Origin of the sequence: Pseudoalteromonas apostichopi, assembly GCF_030297135.1 — a bacterium.
Lineage (GTDB): Bacteria > Pseudomonadota > Gammaproteobacteria > Enterobacterales > Alteromonadaceae > Pseudoalteromonas > Pseudoalteromonas apostichopi.
On record NZ_AP028065.1, the window covers coordinates 1,848,570 to 1,862,657 of the forward strand.

Annotated in this window: 18 protein-coding genes; 8 read left to right on the forward strand and 10 right to left on the reverse strand. The window is 41.6% G+C overall.

Annotated features, from left to right (window positions below; genetic code table 11):
• Positions 1-2: 2 nt before the first annotated feature.
• Both QUE86_RS08250 and QUE86_RS08255 read right to left on the reverse strand, forming a co-directional pair.
• Positions 3-377, reverse strand: coding sequence for a BlaI/MecI/CopY family transcriptional regulator (locus QUE86_RS08250; protein WP_167658808.1), 375 nt, complete (start codon positions 375-377; stop codon positions 3-5).
• Positions 378-446: 69 nt separating this feature from the next.
• Positions 447-1,133 (reverse strand): pseudouridine synthase, encoded by a 687-nt coding sequence (locus tag QUE86_RS08255; protein ID WP_130052216.1) that lies wholly within the window; start codon positions 1,131-1,133, stop codon positions 447-449.
• 81 nt (positions 1,134-1,214) lie between these two features.
• Between QUE86_RS08255 and QUE86_RS08260 the strand changes: the two genes are divergently transcribed.
• Positions 1,215-1,520, forward strand: a complete 306-nt coding sequence (locus QUE86_RS08260; protein ID WP_063700650.1) for a DUF6482 family protein — start codon at positions 1,215-1,217, stop codon at positions 1,518-1,520.
• A gap of 47 nt (positions 1,521-1,567) precedes the next feature.
• On the forward strand, positions 1,568-1,975 hold the full coding sequence (locus QUE86_RS08265; protein ID WP_178926466.1) for a GNAT family N-acetyltransferase: 408 nt from the start codon (positions 1,568-1,570) through the stop codon (positions 1,973-1,975).
• 14 nt (positions 1,976-1,989) lie between these two features.
• Here QUE86_RS08265 and QUE86_RS08270 read toward each other — a convergent pair whose 3' ends face one another.
• From QUE86_RS08270 to lptM, 8 genes are all read right to left on the reverse strand, one after another.
• Positions 1,990-2,349: a HopJ type III effector protein gene (locus QUE86_RS08270; protein WP_130050052.1), complete on the reverse strand. Its 360-nt coding sequence runs from the start codon at positions 2,347-2,349 to the stop codon at positions 1,990-1,992.
• A 9-nt stretch (positions 2,350-2,358) separates the two neighbouring features.
• Positions 2,359-3,471: a retropepsin-like aspartic protease family protein gene (locus QUE86_RS08275; RefSeq protein ID WP_239976700.1), complete on the reverse strand. Its 1,113-nt coding sequence runs from the start codon at positions 3,469-3,471 to the stop codon at positions 2,359-2,361.
• A gap of 66 nt (positions 3,472-3,537) precedes the next feature.
• Positions 3,538-4,248, reverse strand: a complete 711-nt coding sequence (locus QUE86_RS08280; protein WP_286256522.1) for an HAD-IA family hydrolase — start codon at positions 4,246-4,248, stop codon at positions 3,538-3,540.
• Between the two features lie 12 nt (positions 4,249-4,260).
• Positions 4,261-5,214 carry a tyrosine recombinase XerC gene (locus QUE86_RS08285; RefSeq protein ID WP_178926468.1) on the reverse strand — a complete coding sequence of 318 codons (954 nt, stop codon included), beginning with the start codon at positions 5,212-5,214 and terminating at the stop codon, positions 4,261-4,263.
• Positions 5,211-5,822: a DUF484 family protein gene (locus tag QUE86_RS08290; RefSeq protein ID WP_130050048.1), complete on the reverse strand. Its 612-nt coding sequence runs from the start codon at positions 5,820-5,822 to the stop codon at positions 5,211-5,213. The genes QUE86_RS08285 and QUE86_RS08290 overlap by 4 nt, the downstream gene beginning before the upstream one ends.
• Positions 5,819-6,649 carry a diaminopimelate epimerase gene (gene dapF / locus QUE86_RS08295; protein ID WP_130050047.1) on the reverse strand — a complete coding sequence of 277 codons (831 nt, stop codon included), beginning with the start codon at positions 6,647-6,649 and terminating at the stop codon, positions 5,819-5,821. The genes QUE86_RS08290 and dapF overlap by 4 nt, the downstream gene beginning before the upstream one ends.
• A 64-nt stretch (positions 6,650-6,713) precedes the next feature.
• A complete protein-coding gene (gene lysA / locus QUE86_RS08300) occupies positions 6,714-7,967 on the reverse strand; it encodes a diaminopimelate decarboxylase (protein WP_130050046.1) in 1,254 nt (417 codons plus the stop codon).
• The gene (gene lptM, locus QUE86_RS08305; RefSeq protein WP_130050045.1) at positions 7,968-8,147 is read right to left on the reverse strand and encodes an LPS translocon maturation chaperone LptM; all 180 of its coding nucleotides are present in this window, start codon (positions 8,145-8,147) and stop codon (positions 7,968-7,970) included. It lies immediately after the preceding gene.
• 148 nt (positions 8,148-8,295) lie between these two features.
• Here lptM and cyaY point away from each other — a divergent pair, with 148 nt between their 5' ends.
• From cyaY to QUE86_RS08335, 6 genes are read left to right on the forward strand one after another with little or no spacing between them, the layout of a single operon-like run.
• Complete coding sequence (cyaY, locus tag QUE86_RS08310; RefSeq protein WP_036974421.1) at positions 8,296-8,619, forward strand: iron donor protein CyaY; 324 nt, start codon at positions 8,296-8,298, stop codon at positions 8,617-8,619.
• On the forward strand, positions 8,616-9,272 hold the full coding sequence (locus QUE86_RS08315) for an alpha/beta hydrolase (protein ID WP_130050044.1): 657 nt from the start codon (positions 8,616-8,618) through the stop codon (positions 9,270-9,272). The genes cyaY and QUE86_RS08315 overlap by 4 nt, the downstream gene beginning before the upstream one ends.
• A 21-nt stretch (positions 9,273-9,293) precedes the next feature.
• Positions 9,294-10,184: a DUF2914 domain-containing protein gene (locus QUE86_RS08320; RefSeq protein ID WP_130050043.1), complete on the forward strand. Its 891-nt coding sequence runs from the start codon at positions 9,294-9,296 to the stop codon at positions 10,182-10,184.
• Between the two features lie 36 nt (positions 10,185-10,220).
• Entirely contained in the window at positions 10,221-11,159 is a 939-nt protein-coding gene (gene hemC / locus QUE86_RS08325) for a hydroxymethylbilane synthase (RefSeq protein ID WP_130050042.1), read from the forward strand.
• A gap of 1 nt (position 11,160) precedes the next feature.
• A complete protein-coding gene (locus QUE86_RS08330; protein WP_130050041.1) occupies positions 11,161-12,981 on the forward strand; it encodes a uroporphyrinogen-III synthase in 1,821 nt (606 codons plus the stop codon).
• Positions 12,978-14,087, forward strand: a complete 1,110-nt coding sequence (locus tag QUE86_RS08335) for a heme biosynthesis HemY N-terminal domain-containing protein (RefSeq protein ID WP_167658814.1) — start codon at positions 12,978-12,980, stop codon at positions 14,085-14,087. Before QUE86_RS08330 ends, QUE86_RS08335 begins: the two co-directional genes overlap by 4 nt.
• The last annotated feature ends 1 nt before the right edge of the window (position 14,088 follow it).

The window sequence follows — 14,088 nt, forward strand, 5'->3', positions numbered from 1 at the left end:
CCTTACTTTTGCTGTTTTTCCCAATCATCAATGACCTTTTTTAGCTCATCAATATCATGTTGCGAGAGTTGCTCTGATTTAGCAAAACCACTCACTAATGGCGCAATACGGCCATTAAAGAAGCGTTCAATAAAGCTTTGGCTTTCTTTTAATGTGTATTCTTCACGGGCGATGCAAGGGGTGTAGTTATATTGGCGACCTTGTTTTTCGAAGCTTATTGCGCCTTTTTTAACTAAACGGCTCAACAGTGTTTTAATGGTTTTTTCGTGCCATTCTTTATCGTCACTTAAACGCGCAATTACTTCACTTGCAGTGGCAGGGTAGCCAAGCCATACCGCATCTAATACTTCGAATTCTGCTTTAGAAAGTTCAATCATTTTTATACCTACAGATGTAATCTTTATTTTAAGATTACACTTGTAATCAATTAATGCAAACTTTTTTTGTTAGAGAATGTCACTTTTTTTGATACTGACTATGTGCCCTTCGGGCAAATTCAGCGTGGTGAGTGAAAGCTTTGCGATATCTGTGCGGTAAAGGTCTATGACTTTGTAGCCACAATAACGTGTCATTTTTCGTATTTGCCGGTTTAAGCCTTGTTTTAAGACGATGTAAAACTGCGTTTCGGTCACTTGAGTCACCTCACAAGGAAGGGTTATTTGCTTATCTACGGGTACGCCATCTGCCATTTTGTCACAGAAGACGCTATCAAGAGGCTTATCTACCGTAACTAAATAGCGTTTGGGTTGATGATAATCAGGGTGGATCAGTTGATTACAAAACTCACCGTCATTGGTCAAAATTAACAAACCTCGGGAGTCTTTGTCGAGCCGGCCAATTGGGTAAACGCGAGTGGTTTTAGGCAGACTATGAATAAGACTGGTTGGGTCGTCAGCATTTAATTTGCAATCAATACCAACGGGTTTGTGATACGCAAAGTAGGTTAGTGGCGCTTTTTCTGAAATTTTTTCGCCACGTACAATCACATCATCATGTTCATCAACGTGATCTATATGATTTGCAGCACGGCCATTTACTGTTACCTCACCTTGATCTATCAAGCGCGATGCTTGTTTTCGAGAGCAAACACCTGCATGGGCAATAAATTTGGCAAGTCGTACTTTTTCAGTCATGAGTGATTTTTGTACAATTAATTTGATCACAGTATATCAAACCCGCGTATAAGAAGTACTACCATACAAAAGGGGTTCGACATGGCAATTAAGTTATCTGAACTTGCAGCGCACCAACCACTGCAAAAGGTTATCCTTCATTCGTTGGAAATGGCGCTGTATCAGGTGTCTGTGGTGATCAATAACGTTGAATATTATGTTACTGATGAGCAAGGTGAGTTTATCCGCGATATTAGCCCGTTGCACATTCAAAAGCGTCTCGATCATTTAAGTTATGGTGACATGGTATTACGCCACACAAGTGCTTATGATGAAATGTGTGGTCAGCCAGAAAAGCTGGCTAGTAATATGCTCGAAGTTCCTTATGGTAAGAACCACTTATACTGATTAAGGATATAAGCGTATACTGAGTCATAACATTTTAAAGGTATGCTATGTATCAATTAAAAAGTGATGACTCAGCTGAACTAAACAACCAGCTAAGAGAACATATTGTTGCTTACAATGCTGGGCATTTTAATGCCGAACGTATTCCTCTTGGTTTTAAGTTCATAGCTAAAAACAGCAGTGTTGTAGCAGGTATTCACGGCCAAGTGTTTGGCAACTGGCTGATAATAAGTTGGCTTTGGTGTGATGATAAGACGCGTGGTAAAGGGCTTGCGACACGATTGTTAGCCGAATTAGAGAGTAAGGCTAAAGCGCTTGGTGCAAACACCGCGCAACTCGATACTCTCGATTTTCAAGCCAAACCTTTCTACGAAAAGAACGGCTACCAAGTAAAGTATGAGATGAGAAATTACCCGCTCGACGGTTGCCGTTATTTTATGGAAAAAAGCCTTTGATTATTGTGCTTAGATTACTTCGCTTTAAGTACTTCTTGCTCGGTAAATGTAATTCCTAAGAAAGGGGTGGCTTCAGGAGCAAGCATAAAGGTACGAATGTTCATGTGGTCTTGCCCTTCAGGGTTCTTTAATACTTCTTCACGATAAAATGCGCCAAAACAATCTAGGGTATTTTGCTTACTTAGTTGATTAAGTTTTGCAAAGGCAAAAATTTTGCACGAGCCATTATTTTCATTTGCTTCGCTAAGCAGCCCATGATTGTTAAAACCGCTTGGGATAAAGTCATAATTGTTGTCTATTACTGCCATTGTATCGGTAAACTCAATCTGTTGCGGTGAGCTTGCTAATTTCGAAAGAAATTCATTAAGAGTCATTGCTTGTCCTTAAAAATTGTTCTTTGTTAACTCTAACTCATTCACTTGCTGATTGATATTAAACTTAAAATTCTCTAAAAAGTTCATACCTAGTAAGCCATAACCAGCATGATTTTCTATTACCAACACTTCAAAATTACTGATGCGCTGTTGTCCGATTTGAAACGACTCGAGCTGATAACGCTGAGCTTCAATAACGCCGTTAGCTGTGTTTACTTGCAATGTGCCAAGGTAATTAGGAGGGGTATTAAGCGAGTTTAATAATGTTTGGTTTATCACCGTAAAACTAGCGCCAGTGTCGATCATTAGCTCGGTTTCGACATCATCATTGATGATGCCGGTTATTAGATAGTGTGAACCTCGAGCGGTTAATTTTATAACGTCAACACCTGCTAAGGCTTGTTGTATCAATTGGCGTAATTGCTCAGCTTGCTGTTTAAATTCATGATTTTCAGGAAGTTGATCTAGGGTGATTTGACTAGCCACATAATCTTCTAAATGATAGTTTGCTAATGCATTGGCATATAAGTAATGTGCGTTACCTGGGGCGTAATCAAGCCAGTGTTGACTGCTACTATGTAATACCTGCCACTGTTGTGCCGCTATAAGCTCACCAATAAAGGATGTGCTTAGCTCGTCTATTTGTTTGCTAAGTTGTTGCTTTTTATTGCTGTCTAACTGGTTGCTAAGAGCCAGTAAATTGATAATTCCCTGTTGGGTATCACCTTGTGCTATTAAACGCTTAGCATCAAATTCAAGCATGCTGACATCGTATGGGTGGCTATTTAAAAAAGCCGTTAAAAATAGCTCACTTAAGGTGAAATTTTTATGGGAAAGCCATGACTCAAGTTGTTGTTGCCAAGCTTGTTTAAGTTGTTTTGCATAGTGTGGATCATTGGTGAGTAGTTGCGTGTATTCAGCAACAGCTTTGTCGAATAAGTGGTTACTAAACAACACAACCGCTTGCTGAAAGTGGGCTGGTAAAACAGCGCTTTTCTTTACTTTAGGCGTTGGTGCGTCTGCCTCTAGTATTACTGGTTTTTCAGGGGAAAATAACTGCCATATGAAGTAACCATTTAAGCTAAGAGAACACAGTAATATTAATTTAAGTAGAGCCTTCATTCTTCTGCCATAAGCTTTCTATTTTTGTTTGTTATTTACTCAGCATAAAGCAAATTTTGAAAGAAGTTACTTTTTAACTAAATGATTGAGTGCCATGATATTGCGTATCTCAATATCAGCTAACCCAAGATAACGATATTGAGTTGCTTGGTTGTTTAGCCAAACACTTTGGCAACCTGCATTATTTGCACCTTGTACGTCAGTATCTAGGCTATCGCCGATATGTAAAATTTCATTATGAGTAACCTCTAACTGTTTTGCAGCGTTATCAAATAAAGCGCTGTGCGGCTTCGCTTTTCCGTGTGGACCGGCTTGTAGTACTAACTCAAAAACGCCATGAAGGTTAAACTTTTCTACCTCGACATTGCCATTGGTGATGGCGATGAGGCGGTAGTGTTTGCTGAGATTAGTAAGTAATTCAAGTACCTCATCAGATACGGTTATTTTACTACGGGCATCAGCGAATGCCTGATATGCATTTTCGGCATGAAACTTAGCTTGCTCAGCAGAAAAACCAAGGTTGGTCATGGCATAGTGTAAGGCTGTTTGTCGCCAGCGCGTAACGTCATCGATTAGAGTCGCATCTTGTCTTAAAGCATTATCGCGGCACTCTAACCAATAGCTCATGCTATCCGCTGGCCATTGTTCTAACGCCTCAAGGTAATCAGCTTGTGCTTGCAAGGCTGATTTAATGATCGGATGGTTGTTATAAAGTGTGTCGTCTAAATCAAAACTTAAAACAGAAACTGGCGATAAGGCACGGTTAAATCGGATCATAATTACAAGAGTTTACTCTGATGTTGGGCGCTTTTTAGCGCGTGGATGGGTGTTATCGTACACTTTAGCTAAATGTTGAAAATCTAAATGCGTATAAACTTGAGTTGCAGACAAACTACTGTGTCCTAATAATTCTTGTACGGCACGTAGATCTCCTGACGACTCTAAGATATGTGAAGCAAAAGAGTGGCGTAACTTATGTGGATGCACTTGCGAGCTGATCCCTTGTTTGATACCCCATTCTTGCATACGAAGGCGAACTTGGCGCACGGAAATTCGCTTCTTTTGGCTGCTAACAAATACCGCTATTTCATCTGGATGCGCAAATTGAGGACGAATTTTCAACCATGCTTTTAATGCACTGAGTGCTTTACTGCCAACAGGTAATAAACGTTCTTTGTTACCCTTACCACGGACTAAAATTTCACCTTCAGTAGGGTTTATATCCTGTATGTTAGCGCCAACTAACTCGCTAATTCGCAGACCTGATGAATACATTAATTCCATCATAGCTTTGTCACGAATAGCTAAAGGATCATCATCTGGCAATTCTAGTAGTTTAGCCATTTGATCAACGTCTAAATTTTTGGGTAAAGGCTTGGAAAATTTAGGCCCTTTAATGGCTTCTGCCGGATTATGATAATGTGCCTGACTGGCAATATTTTTGGCTTTTAAAAATTTATATAAACTGCGAATACAGCTCAGTTTTAAACTGATTGTGCGGCCGCTTAATTGTTTGCTACGCATTTGCATGCTGTAACGACGAATATGCTCACCTTGTACCGCAAACCAGTTTTCACAGAGTTTACTAAAGTACAACGCTGCAAAGCCTAGTTGGCTCGTGTATTGGTTAACTGTGTGCGCTGAGTATTGTTTTTCGTAGCGTAAGTAGTCTGCAAAAAGTTGGATGGGTGTTCGCCAAGCATCACTTAATTCATCAATGTCTGGCGTCTTCACATCGCTCATGCAAGTTCCAATAAGCGCAGTTGTAATGAGCGCACAAACTCAAGGACAAAAAAGCTGTCTTTTGCCGGTTCAAAGTGACTTACGTCATCGCTACCAAACGCCAAAATTGCGACAGGGTGTTTCGTGTTACCAATTAGATATAAAGCAGTCGATTGAGTCGTGTCTGAGAATAGTAAGTCTCTTTCTTGCTGACTTACTCGGCCCAAGTAAATGCCGTCGTTTTGCAGGCGGTGAGCAATTAACTCATCAAACTTTTTATCGTACTTAACTAAGTGGCATTCGTTAATGGATGGATTTGTGCAGATAATATTGCGCAAGTTGCTAGCCAGTGTCGTAAAGTCATAGTTAGTCCATAGCTGACGATGACAGTCGCTAAATAAGCGGTAAATTAACTCGTTTTCTTTTGCTTGTTCAACGAGCTGCTCAATCTTATTTTTTAATAACGTATTGTGTTCACGTAATTGGCGCTGTTGAATATGCACCAAAGACGTTGCACCAGCTGTTTGCTGTTGTAGTTCAACTTCAGCGAGTACATCAGGATTTTTAATAAAAAAATCAGGGTGTGCTTTTAAATATTCAGCAATTTGTTGTTCTGTTAGTTTGCTCATAATGCCACTTGTCCATCAAATACATGCTCAGCAGGGCCAGTCATCCGAACAGGATGGCCTTCGCCTTGCCAGCGTACTTGCAAACTCCCGCCTGGTAAGTCGACTTGTACGGTACTTGCGAGTTTACTTTGAATTTGTCCAACCACGACTGCGGCACAGGCACCTGTACCACATGCTAATGTTTCACTTACGCCACGCTCCCACACTCTAAGTTTAATGTGATCTTGTGAAATTACCTGCATAAAACCAACATTTGCGCGTTGTGGAAAACGTTCATGATTTTCAAGCAGTGGTCCTAGAGTGGTAACTTCTGCTGTATGAATGTCATCAACTTCTAAAACGCAATGTGGATTACCCATTGAAACTGCGCCGCTAAATACAGTATGTTCCTCAGTGCGAAGAATATAAGTTAGCTCACGCTTGCTGGCTTTAAATGGGATTTTGTTCGGCTCAAAATTTGGGTGGCCCATATTCACCGTAACTTGGCCATCTTTTTCAATATAAAGAGTGAGGTTGCCAGATTTTGTTGAAACTGAAATCTTATGCTTATTGGTAAGACCTTTCATACGAACAAAGCGGGCGAAACAACGCGCACCATTGCCACACTGTTCAACTTCGTTACCATCGGCATTAAAAATACGATAATGGAAATCTAGATCAGGAGAGTAAGGGGCTTCAACCATAAGTAGTTGATCGAAGCCAATGCCGAAATGGCGATCTGCCAGCTTCTTTATTTGGTCACGAGATAAGAAAACATTTTGAGTAATGTTATCAATAACAACAAAGTCATTACCTAGGCCGTGCATTTTTGAGAAATTAACTAACATAACGCTCTAATTCAGGATTGCTCTGAGCTAATCATGCCACAGAGCTGCCCGGTTATAAAAACGTTTATGGTAAAATTTTCTCGCCTTGCCATAGGCTTTCTAAGGTTTCACGTTGACGAATTAAATGACTTTGCTGACCATCCACCATAATCTCTGCAACACGAGGGCGCGAGTTGTAGTTAGAGCTCATGGTAAAACCATACGCACCAGCGCTGCGCTGCGCTAAAAGGTCACCGGCTTGTAGCGCTAGTTCGCGGTCTTTACCCAAAAAGTCACCGGTTTCACAAACAGGGCCTACAATGTCGTAGTTGTGAGTAGGCGTATCATCTACGCGAGGTTCAACCGGCACAATATTTTGCCAAGCTTGATATAGCGATGGACGTAACATATCGTTCATACCCGCATCAACAATAGCAAAGAACTTATCTTGGTTTTGTTTAATAAACTCAACTTTGGTGACTAAAATGCCTGCGTTTGCAGCAATTGCACGACCAGGCTCAAAAATCAGCTCTAAATCTTGGTAATCTGCTAATCGAGCGGTAATTTTATCAACATATTCACTTGGATGAGGTGGTGTTTCGCCGTTATATGGCACACCCAGTCCGCCACCAATATCGAGGTGTGAAAGTGTTATGCCAGCGGCTTTTAACTCTTCGATAAGTGTTAGCACTTTTTCAAGTGCAGCTAAGAAAGGTTTAATTTCTGTTAGCTGCGAACCAATGTGGCAATCTACACCGGTAATTTTTAAACCAGGCAGAGATGCAGCGTGTTGATATACTGTCACCGCAGTTTGAATATCAATACCAAATTTATTCTCTTTTAAACCTGTTGAGATATAAGGATGCGTTTTAGCATCAATATCTGGGTTTACACGAATCGAAATAGGCGCTACATGGTTAAGAGAAGTAGCCACTTCTGAAATACGCTCAAGCTCAGCCACTGACTCAACGTTAAAACATTTGATCCCCAATTCAAGTGCATACGCAATTTCATCGGCTGTTTTTGCAACGCCAGAAAATACCACTTTACTGGCGTCCCCTCCAGCTTGGATTACACGAGCAAGCTCACCCTTTGAGACGATGTCAAAACCTGAACCAAGCCGCGCTAAAATATTGAGCACTGCAATATTAGAGTTGGCTTTTACGGCATAGCACACCAAACTTTTATGCGATTTTGCTGCATCAGCAAAGGCATGGTAATGGCGCTCAAAGGTTTTACGCGAATAGATATAACACGGTGTACCGTATTGCTCTGCCAGCTCTTTGACAGCGATGTCTTCAGCGAACAGCTGATTATTATTGTAGTTAAAAAAGTCCATCTATTGGTCCTGTTTTTGCTCTGGTTGTTCGGATGGATCAGCCTGCGGCTGAGATTCTTTAGGCTGTGCAGTATCATCTGGTAGATAAAGAGCACCACTTTGTCCGCAACCGGCGAGGGTTAGAAGTAGGGCGCTAAGTGGTAAGATTGTTTTTAATTTTTGGCTATGAGTCTCTTTCATTAGATTAATACGATTGCTGGCTTTATAATCGCAGAGTAACAGAATATTTAAAAAATGCAGCTATTCGCGGATGAATTTATTCCTGTTACACTTGATGTACACAATCTGCCTCCAGATCTAGGCTTAAAGCCAGTTAAAGGACATTAAAATGACTGATCATGAATACCACACACTAGCCGATGCATTAATGCTAACTATTGAAGAGCAAATCGATGAATGTGATGCCGACTTAGATTATGAATCAGCGTCAGGTATTTTAGAAATCATCTTCCCAGATCGCAGTAAAATAGTGATCAACAAGCAAGCACCACTTCATCAAGTTTGGGTTGCGACGAAATTTAATGGTCACCATTTTGAACTACGCGATGATAAGTGGATTGATAACCGCTCGGGTGCTGAGTTTTGGCAATTTATGTGTGATGCAGCAACACGTCAAGCGGGGCAACCTATCGAGTGGCGCTCAGAACTATGAGTTTAGAGTTTGTTGAATATCCAGCACAGAGTGAACATAAAGCAACAGTCATTTGGTTACACGGGTTAGGTGATTCAGGCGATGGTTTTGCGCCAGTGGCACCACAACTAGCACTACCAGCAGAGCTTGGAGTGCGTTTTGTGTTTCCTCATGCTCCTGTGCAACCAGTCACCATTAATGGTGGTATGGCGATGCGCTCTTGGTACGATATTAAATCAATGGATTTAGATAAGCGTGCCGATGAGCAAGGGGTTCGTGAATCCGCTGCAAAAGTGGCTGCGATTATTGATCAAGAAATTGCAAAAGGGATTGCTGCTAACAAAATTATTCTTGCAGGTTTTTCTCAAGGTGGTGTGGTATCGCTACACTTAGCGCCACGACTCGACTATAAATTAGCGGGTGTAATGGCACTATCAACCTATATGTGCGTGCCAGATAAATTAGCCGATGAAATCAAGCAGCAAGGCTTAAACATCTTTATGGCCCATGGTCGATTTGACGATGTGGTACCACATAATGCAGGTAGGCAGGCATTTGATGTGCTTAGCGCTAACAACATGGAAGTAAGCTGGCAAGATTACCCGATGGCGCACCAAGTTTGTGGTGAAGAACTAATCGCTATTCGTGAGTGGTTAATTGCTCGCTTGAGTTAATTTTTGGTTTTAGAGGCCAACATGACAAAGAAACTTGTAATTACAGCAAATATGAATACTGTTGAAGCAGTTAATTCAACTTCTACGGCGGTCACTTATCAATGGCATTGGCGACGTATTTTTATGGTCAGCAGTGTCATCTTAGTTGCACTGGCTATATTAGTGTATAGCTTTATTGGGGCTGTAAATGCTGAGCAATCAGCACAGGATGAGCCGCAATCGGAGCTTGCAAGTGTTGAGTTACAAGCTCCTTTAAATGATGCCAAACAAGAAGAACCAAAAGAAGTGACTGCATCACCAGTGAATGAGCAACCAGCGGTTACTGATAGTAAACAAAGTGCTATTACAGAGGTCGTTATCGCAGACGTAGCTGAACCTGAAGCAAATACAGTAGATACAGAGATCGTGAGTGAGCCGGTTTTTGATGGGCAACAGCTGCCTGAAACATCAGCTGTCACTCCCGATGAAGAACCACTGCAAACTGAAGAGCAAATAGAGGTTGCTGCAGTACCCGATGTTCAGCAGCAGTTTTCACACTCAGCACATATTGCCAGTGTTGCAATTGGCGCTAAAATAGATACAGATAAAGTAAGTCGCGCAGTATTAACAACCGATGTTGTTGATCGAGAACCAGTCAATGTTCTAAAAAACGATGTAAAATTAGCGCAAATTAGTAATAGCTTAAGCTTTTTTAGTGAGCTTAGAAATATGCAGGGGCAAACTGTTCGTCATCAATGGTATTACCAAGGCCAGCAGCTTGCTTCTATTGAATTAGCTGTAAGTAGCCCGCGTTTTCGTACTTATTCAACAAAAAACATCATGCCAGAGCAGCTCGGTGATTGGCGTGTTGAGGTTATTGACGCAGATGGCAACTTGCTGGCCCAAAAAGAGTTTAGAATTTTAGCTGAGTAACATTTAGTATCAGCCTGATAATTAATTGGATTTTTCATGACACAGACAACAAAACTAGTTCGTATCGCTACCCGTAAAAGTGCGCTTGCTTTATGGCAGGCAGAATTTGTTAAAGCTCAATTAGAGCACTTCCATGACGACGTAACGGTAGAGTTGGTTCCTATGTCGACGCAAGGCGATATTATCCTTGATACGCCACTGGCAAAGATTGGTGGTAAGGGTTTATTCGTAAAAGAGCTTGAACAAGCCATGCTTGATGGCCGCGCAGATATTGCGGTGCATTCAATGAAAGATGTACCTGTTGAGTTTCCTGAAGGCTTAGCCTTAAACACAATTTGTGAGCGTGAAGACCCTCGTGATGCATTTGTATCTAACAACTACAAAAGCTTAGATGAGTTACCACAAGGTGCTATTGTTGGTACGTCAAGCTTACGCCGCCAATGCCAAATTCGCGAAGCGCGTCCTGATTTAGATATTCGTGATTTACGCGGTAATGTTAACACCCGTTTAGCAAAACTAGATGATGGTCAATATGATGCAATTATCCTAGCTGCTGCGGGATTAATTCGTTTAGAAATGCCAGAACGCATCACTGCCTTTATTGAGCCTGAAGTATCATTACCTGCAAATGGTCAAGGCGCAGTAGGTATTGAATGTCGTATTGACGATGAAGTTACAAAAGCGCTACTAGCTCCGCTTGAGCATAATGAAACACGCATTCGTGTAAATGCCGAGCGTGCGATGAACCGCCATTTAGAAGGTGGCTGTCAGGTACCAATTGGTGCATTTGCATTAGTTGAGGGTGAGCAAGTGCATTTACGTGGTTTAGTGGGCGCTATTGATGGCAGCCAAATGCTGCGTGATGAAGTGACAGGTCCAGTGGCTGACGCAGAGCAGTTAGGTATTACACTTGCTGAAAAGCTACTTGAGCAAGGTGCCGATAAAATTTTAGCTGAAGTATATAGAGACGCTTAATATGCATATTTTGATAACTCGTCCAGAAGGAAAAGGCACTGAGCTTGCTCTTGAGCTTCAGCAGGCGGGTTATCAAACAACCCAATGTCCAGTCCTTACCTTAGATTACCTCACGGTTAATAGTAGTGAGCTTGCGCCGCTAGAAAATGCCGATAAAGTTATTTTTATCTCGCAAGATGCCGTACATGCCTTGTTAAAACTCACACCAACAATTAACAAAGCAGCCCAACTTTATGCGGTTGGTCAGCAAACTGCTGATGCGGTTTATGAGGCGTTTGGACGTCGAGCTGCTGTGCCAAAAAAACATGATTCAGAAGGTCTGCTCGAGCTAAAAACGCTGCAAGATGTAGAGCTGAGTAACATTGTATTAGTGAAAGGTGTAGGCGGGCGCACGACGATAGCGAAAACCTTAAAACAACGTGGTGCTTTATTGAATCAGTTGGTTGTTTACAAGCGTAGCGCAATTGAGAGCGAGCCTGGTAAGTGGATGGACCACTGGCAAACAGTTGATGTAGAAGGTATAGTCATTACTAGTAATGCAGCGGTGGATGCCATTTTTAATGGCTTAAATGAGCCTCAGCTTACATGGTTGAAAGAGCGACAATTTTTCGTTGCTAGTGAGCGTATCGCTGACTATTTAAAGCAACAAAAGGTCGCAAGAACACAGATACATATTGCTGCAGGGGCGAGCGATAGCGCTATGTTCACCTGCATTAATCAGCAAGGTAGCAAAATGAGTGAAGCAGAATCAAAACAACCCGCAAAGCCAGTGACTGCACAGCCAGATAAAAAAGCGCAAACGGTAAATACTGGGACGAAAGCGCCTGTGCAAGCAAAAAAAGGTATCAGCAAATCAGGTAGCTTAGCGTTACTTATTTCACTTTTAGTGGCTTCTACTGTTGGCTATGAGTTTTATCACAAATTAAATAGTGATCAGCAATCAGCTGTTGCATTTACTGAGCTGACAGATGAAAACCAACGCTTACAACAGCAGATTGATGCATTAAAAAGTGCGCAGCAAACATTACAACATTCGCTTTATAACAGTGAACAAAAAGTCTCTGAGGCGCTAAATGAAAGTGCAGAGCAAACTCAGCAGCAATTACAAGCGGCTTTAAAGCGCGCTGAGCAGCAAACTTTCACGCTTAATCCGCAAGAGGTTACAAGCCTGCAACGTATGGCCGAGTTTAAATTGTGGGCAGAGCACGATTACCAAGGAGCTGCCGCTGTGCTATCTCGCTTAGATAGCTTGCTAGCAGAACACCCGGGTACAGGAGCTATTCGCCAAGCAATTCACCAAGACTTGCAAACCTTGAATGCCATAGAGCCTGTTGCAGTTGAAGCAATTTATTTAAAACTGCATGGCATTAATCAAAAAGTTGATGAACTAGTATTTAATGCTATTTCACTACCTGAAGAAGTCGTCAAAGAAGATCCAAATCAATTGAGCGAAAATGTCAGTGAATGGCGTCAGAACCTTGCGAAATCATGGCAGCAGTTTAAAGACTTCTTTGTAGAAGTACGCACACGTGAAGATATGGTTATCGCACCATTTTTAAGTGAGCAAGAGCGCCACTTAGTTAAACAGCGCTTAAGCTTATACTTAGCTCAAGCGCAAGATGCTGTATTAAGTAAACAAAGCAGTGTGTATTTTAGCGCTGTTGATGCTGCACATAGCTTGGTAAAAGATTACTTTAAGCAAGATGATGCGCAAACAAAAGCGGCATTAAAAAGCCTCGCTGAGCTTTCAAAAGAGCAACTTGATTTCAGCCCAAAAGTGTCACTGCAAAGTACTGAGCAGGTGAAGGAGTGGGCACAATGATCCGCTTTTTATTAATCATTATTGCGATAGCCGTCTGTTTGGGAATTGCCCCCTTTTTTATTGATCAAAAGGGTTATGTATTAATTGCCTTTAATAAAACAACCATTGAAGGCACTATTTGGGGCGTTACAGCACTCTTACTGTTAGCACTTACTGCAATATATGTGCTTTATAAACTAGTTCGTTATTTATGGTCTTTGTATAGCCACACACGCCATCGCTTTTTTGCTCGTAGTGAAGAACGTAAACAAGCGGCTATTGAGCAAGGTGTATGGAGCTTAATAAATAACGATTATGCAGAGCTGGAGCTAGCCCTTGATAATAACAGTGTTGCAGACCAGTGGACCGATATACGTTATGCGCTTCTTGCTAAAGCGGCATTAGCGAGTAATGAGAACGAAAAGGCGATTAGCTACCTTGATAACATAAGTCAAAATAATCAACTAAAAGTGGCTAAGTTATGGATTGCCAGCGGTGAAACCAGCACTATTTTTGCTGATCTAAAAGCCTCAGCTGAACGCAAAAAAGCTACTCGTTTAGAGCTCAAAATGTATGCCCATGTTTTAGTGCAAGAGCAAAAATGGGCTGCACTTAATGACTTCATGCCTCGCTTATTACGCAAAAAAGCACTTTCAGAGCAGGAATGGCAGCAACTGTTTGATCGCTACTTTGCAGCGCAGTCAAGCGAGGATTTAACTGCGCGCTATGAGCAATTAGCGAAAAACCTTAAACCACACGCTGAAGTAAGTTATTTGGCAGCGATGGCAAAGGCAGGCGAATTAAATAAAATAGAGTTAAGCTTAATTAAAATGGTTAAAAAACCGCTGCAGCATAAAGATTTAGCACGTATTTTACGTACCAGTGGCCCTGGCGATGCACTCAAGCTGCAAGCAAGTTTGCAAGATGTATTGAAAAAAGACACCGAGAATACAGATTTACTTCTAGCCCTAGCATGTTTAGCGAATGCTCATGGTGAGTACGATTTAGCTGCGCGGGTGTTTGATAAAGCACTTAATGCTGATAATCGTAATGCCTATTTGCAGCAAGCTGTACTCAGTTATAGTAAAAGTGCCCAGCCAGAAAAAGCATTGGTACTCTATCAATAAT

Excerpts from the sequence above, each read along its gene's own strand:
- QUE86_RS08250 (WP_167658808.1), bottom strand. The coding sequence starts at position 377 with ATGATTGAACTTTCTAAAGCAGAATTCGAAGTATTAGATGCGGTATGG.
- QUE86_RS08255 (WP_130052216.1), bottom strand. The coding sequence starts at position 1,133 with ATGACTGAAAAAGTACGACTTGCCAAATTTATTGCCCATGCAGGTGTT.
- QUE86_RS08260 (WP_063700650.1), top strand. The coding sequence starts at position 1,215 with ATGGCAATTAAGTTATCTGAACTTGCAGCGCACCAACCACTGCAAAAG.
- QUE86_RS08265 (WP_178926466.1), top strand. The coding sequence starts at position 1,568 with ATGTATCAATTAAAAAGTGATGACTCAGCTGAACTAAACAACCAGCTA.
- QUE86_RS08270 (WP_130050052.1), bottom strand. The coding sequence starts at position 2,349 with ATGACTCTTAATGAATTTCTTTCGAAATTAGCAAGCTCACCGCAACAG.
- QUE86_RS08275 (WP_239976700.1), bottom strand. The coding sequence starts at position 3,471 with ATGAAGGCTCTACTTAAATTAATATTACTGTGTTCTCTTAGCTTAAAT.
- QUE86_RS08280 (WP_286256522.1), bottom strand. The coding sequence starts at position 4,248 with ATGATCCGATTTAACCGTGCCTTATCGCCAGTTTCTGTTTTAAGTTTT.
- QUE86_RS08285 (WP_178926468.1), bottom strand. The coding sequence starts at position 5,214 with ATGAGCGATGTGAAGACGCCAGACATTGATGAATTAAGTGATGCTTGG.
- QUE86_RS08290 (WP_130050048.1), bottom strand. The coding sequence starts at position 5,822 with ATGAGCAAACTAACAGAACAACAAATTGCTGAATATTTAAAAGCACAC.
- dapF (WP_130050047.1), bottom strand. The coding sequence starts at position 6,649 with ATGTTAGTTAATTTCTCAAAAATGCACGGCCTAGGTAATGACTTTGTT.
- lysA (WP_130050046.1), bottom strand. The coding sequence starts at position 7,967 with ATGGACTTTTTTAACTACAATAATAATCAGCTGTTCGCTGAAGACATC.
- lptM (WP_130050045.1), bottom strand. The coding sequence starts at position 8,147 with ATGAAAGAGACTCATAGCCAAAAATTAAAAACAATCTTACCACTTAGC.
- cyaY (WP_036974421.1), top strand. The coding sequence starts at position 8,296 with ATGACTGATCATGAATACCACACACTAGCCGATGCATTAATGCTAACT.
- QUE86_RS08315 (WP_130050044.1), top strand. The coding sequence starts at position 8,616 with ATGAGTTTAGAGTTTGTTGAATATCCAGCACAGAGTGAACATAAAGCA.
- QUE86_RS08320 (WP_130050043.1), top strand. The coding sequence starts at position 9,294 with ATGACAAAGAAACTTGTAATTACAGCAAATATGAATACTGTTGAAGCA.
- hemC (WP_130050042.1), top strand. The coding sequence starts at position 10,221 with ATGACACAGACAACAAAACTAGTTCGTATCGCTACCCGTAAAAGTGCG.
- QUE86_RS08330 (WP_130050041.1), top strand. The coding sequence starts at position 11,161 with ATGCATATTTTGATAACTCGTCCAGAAGGAAAAGGCACTGAGCTTGCT.
- QUE86_RS08335 (WP_167658814.1), top strand. The coding sequence starts at position 12,978 with ATGATCCGCTTTTTATTAATCATTATTGCGATAGCCGTCTGTTTGGGA.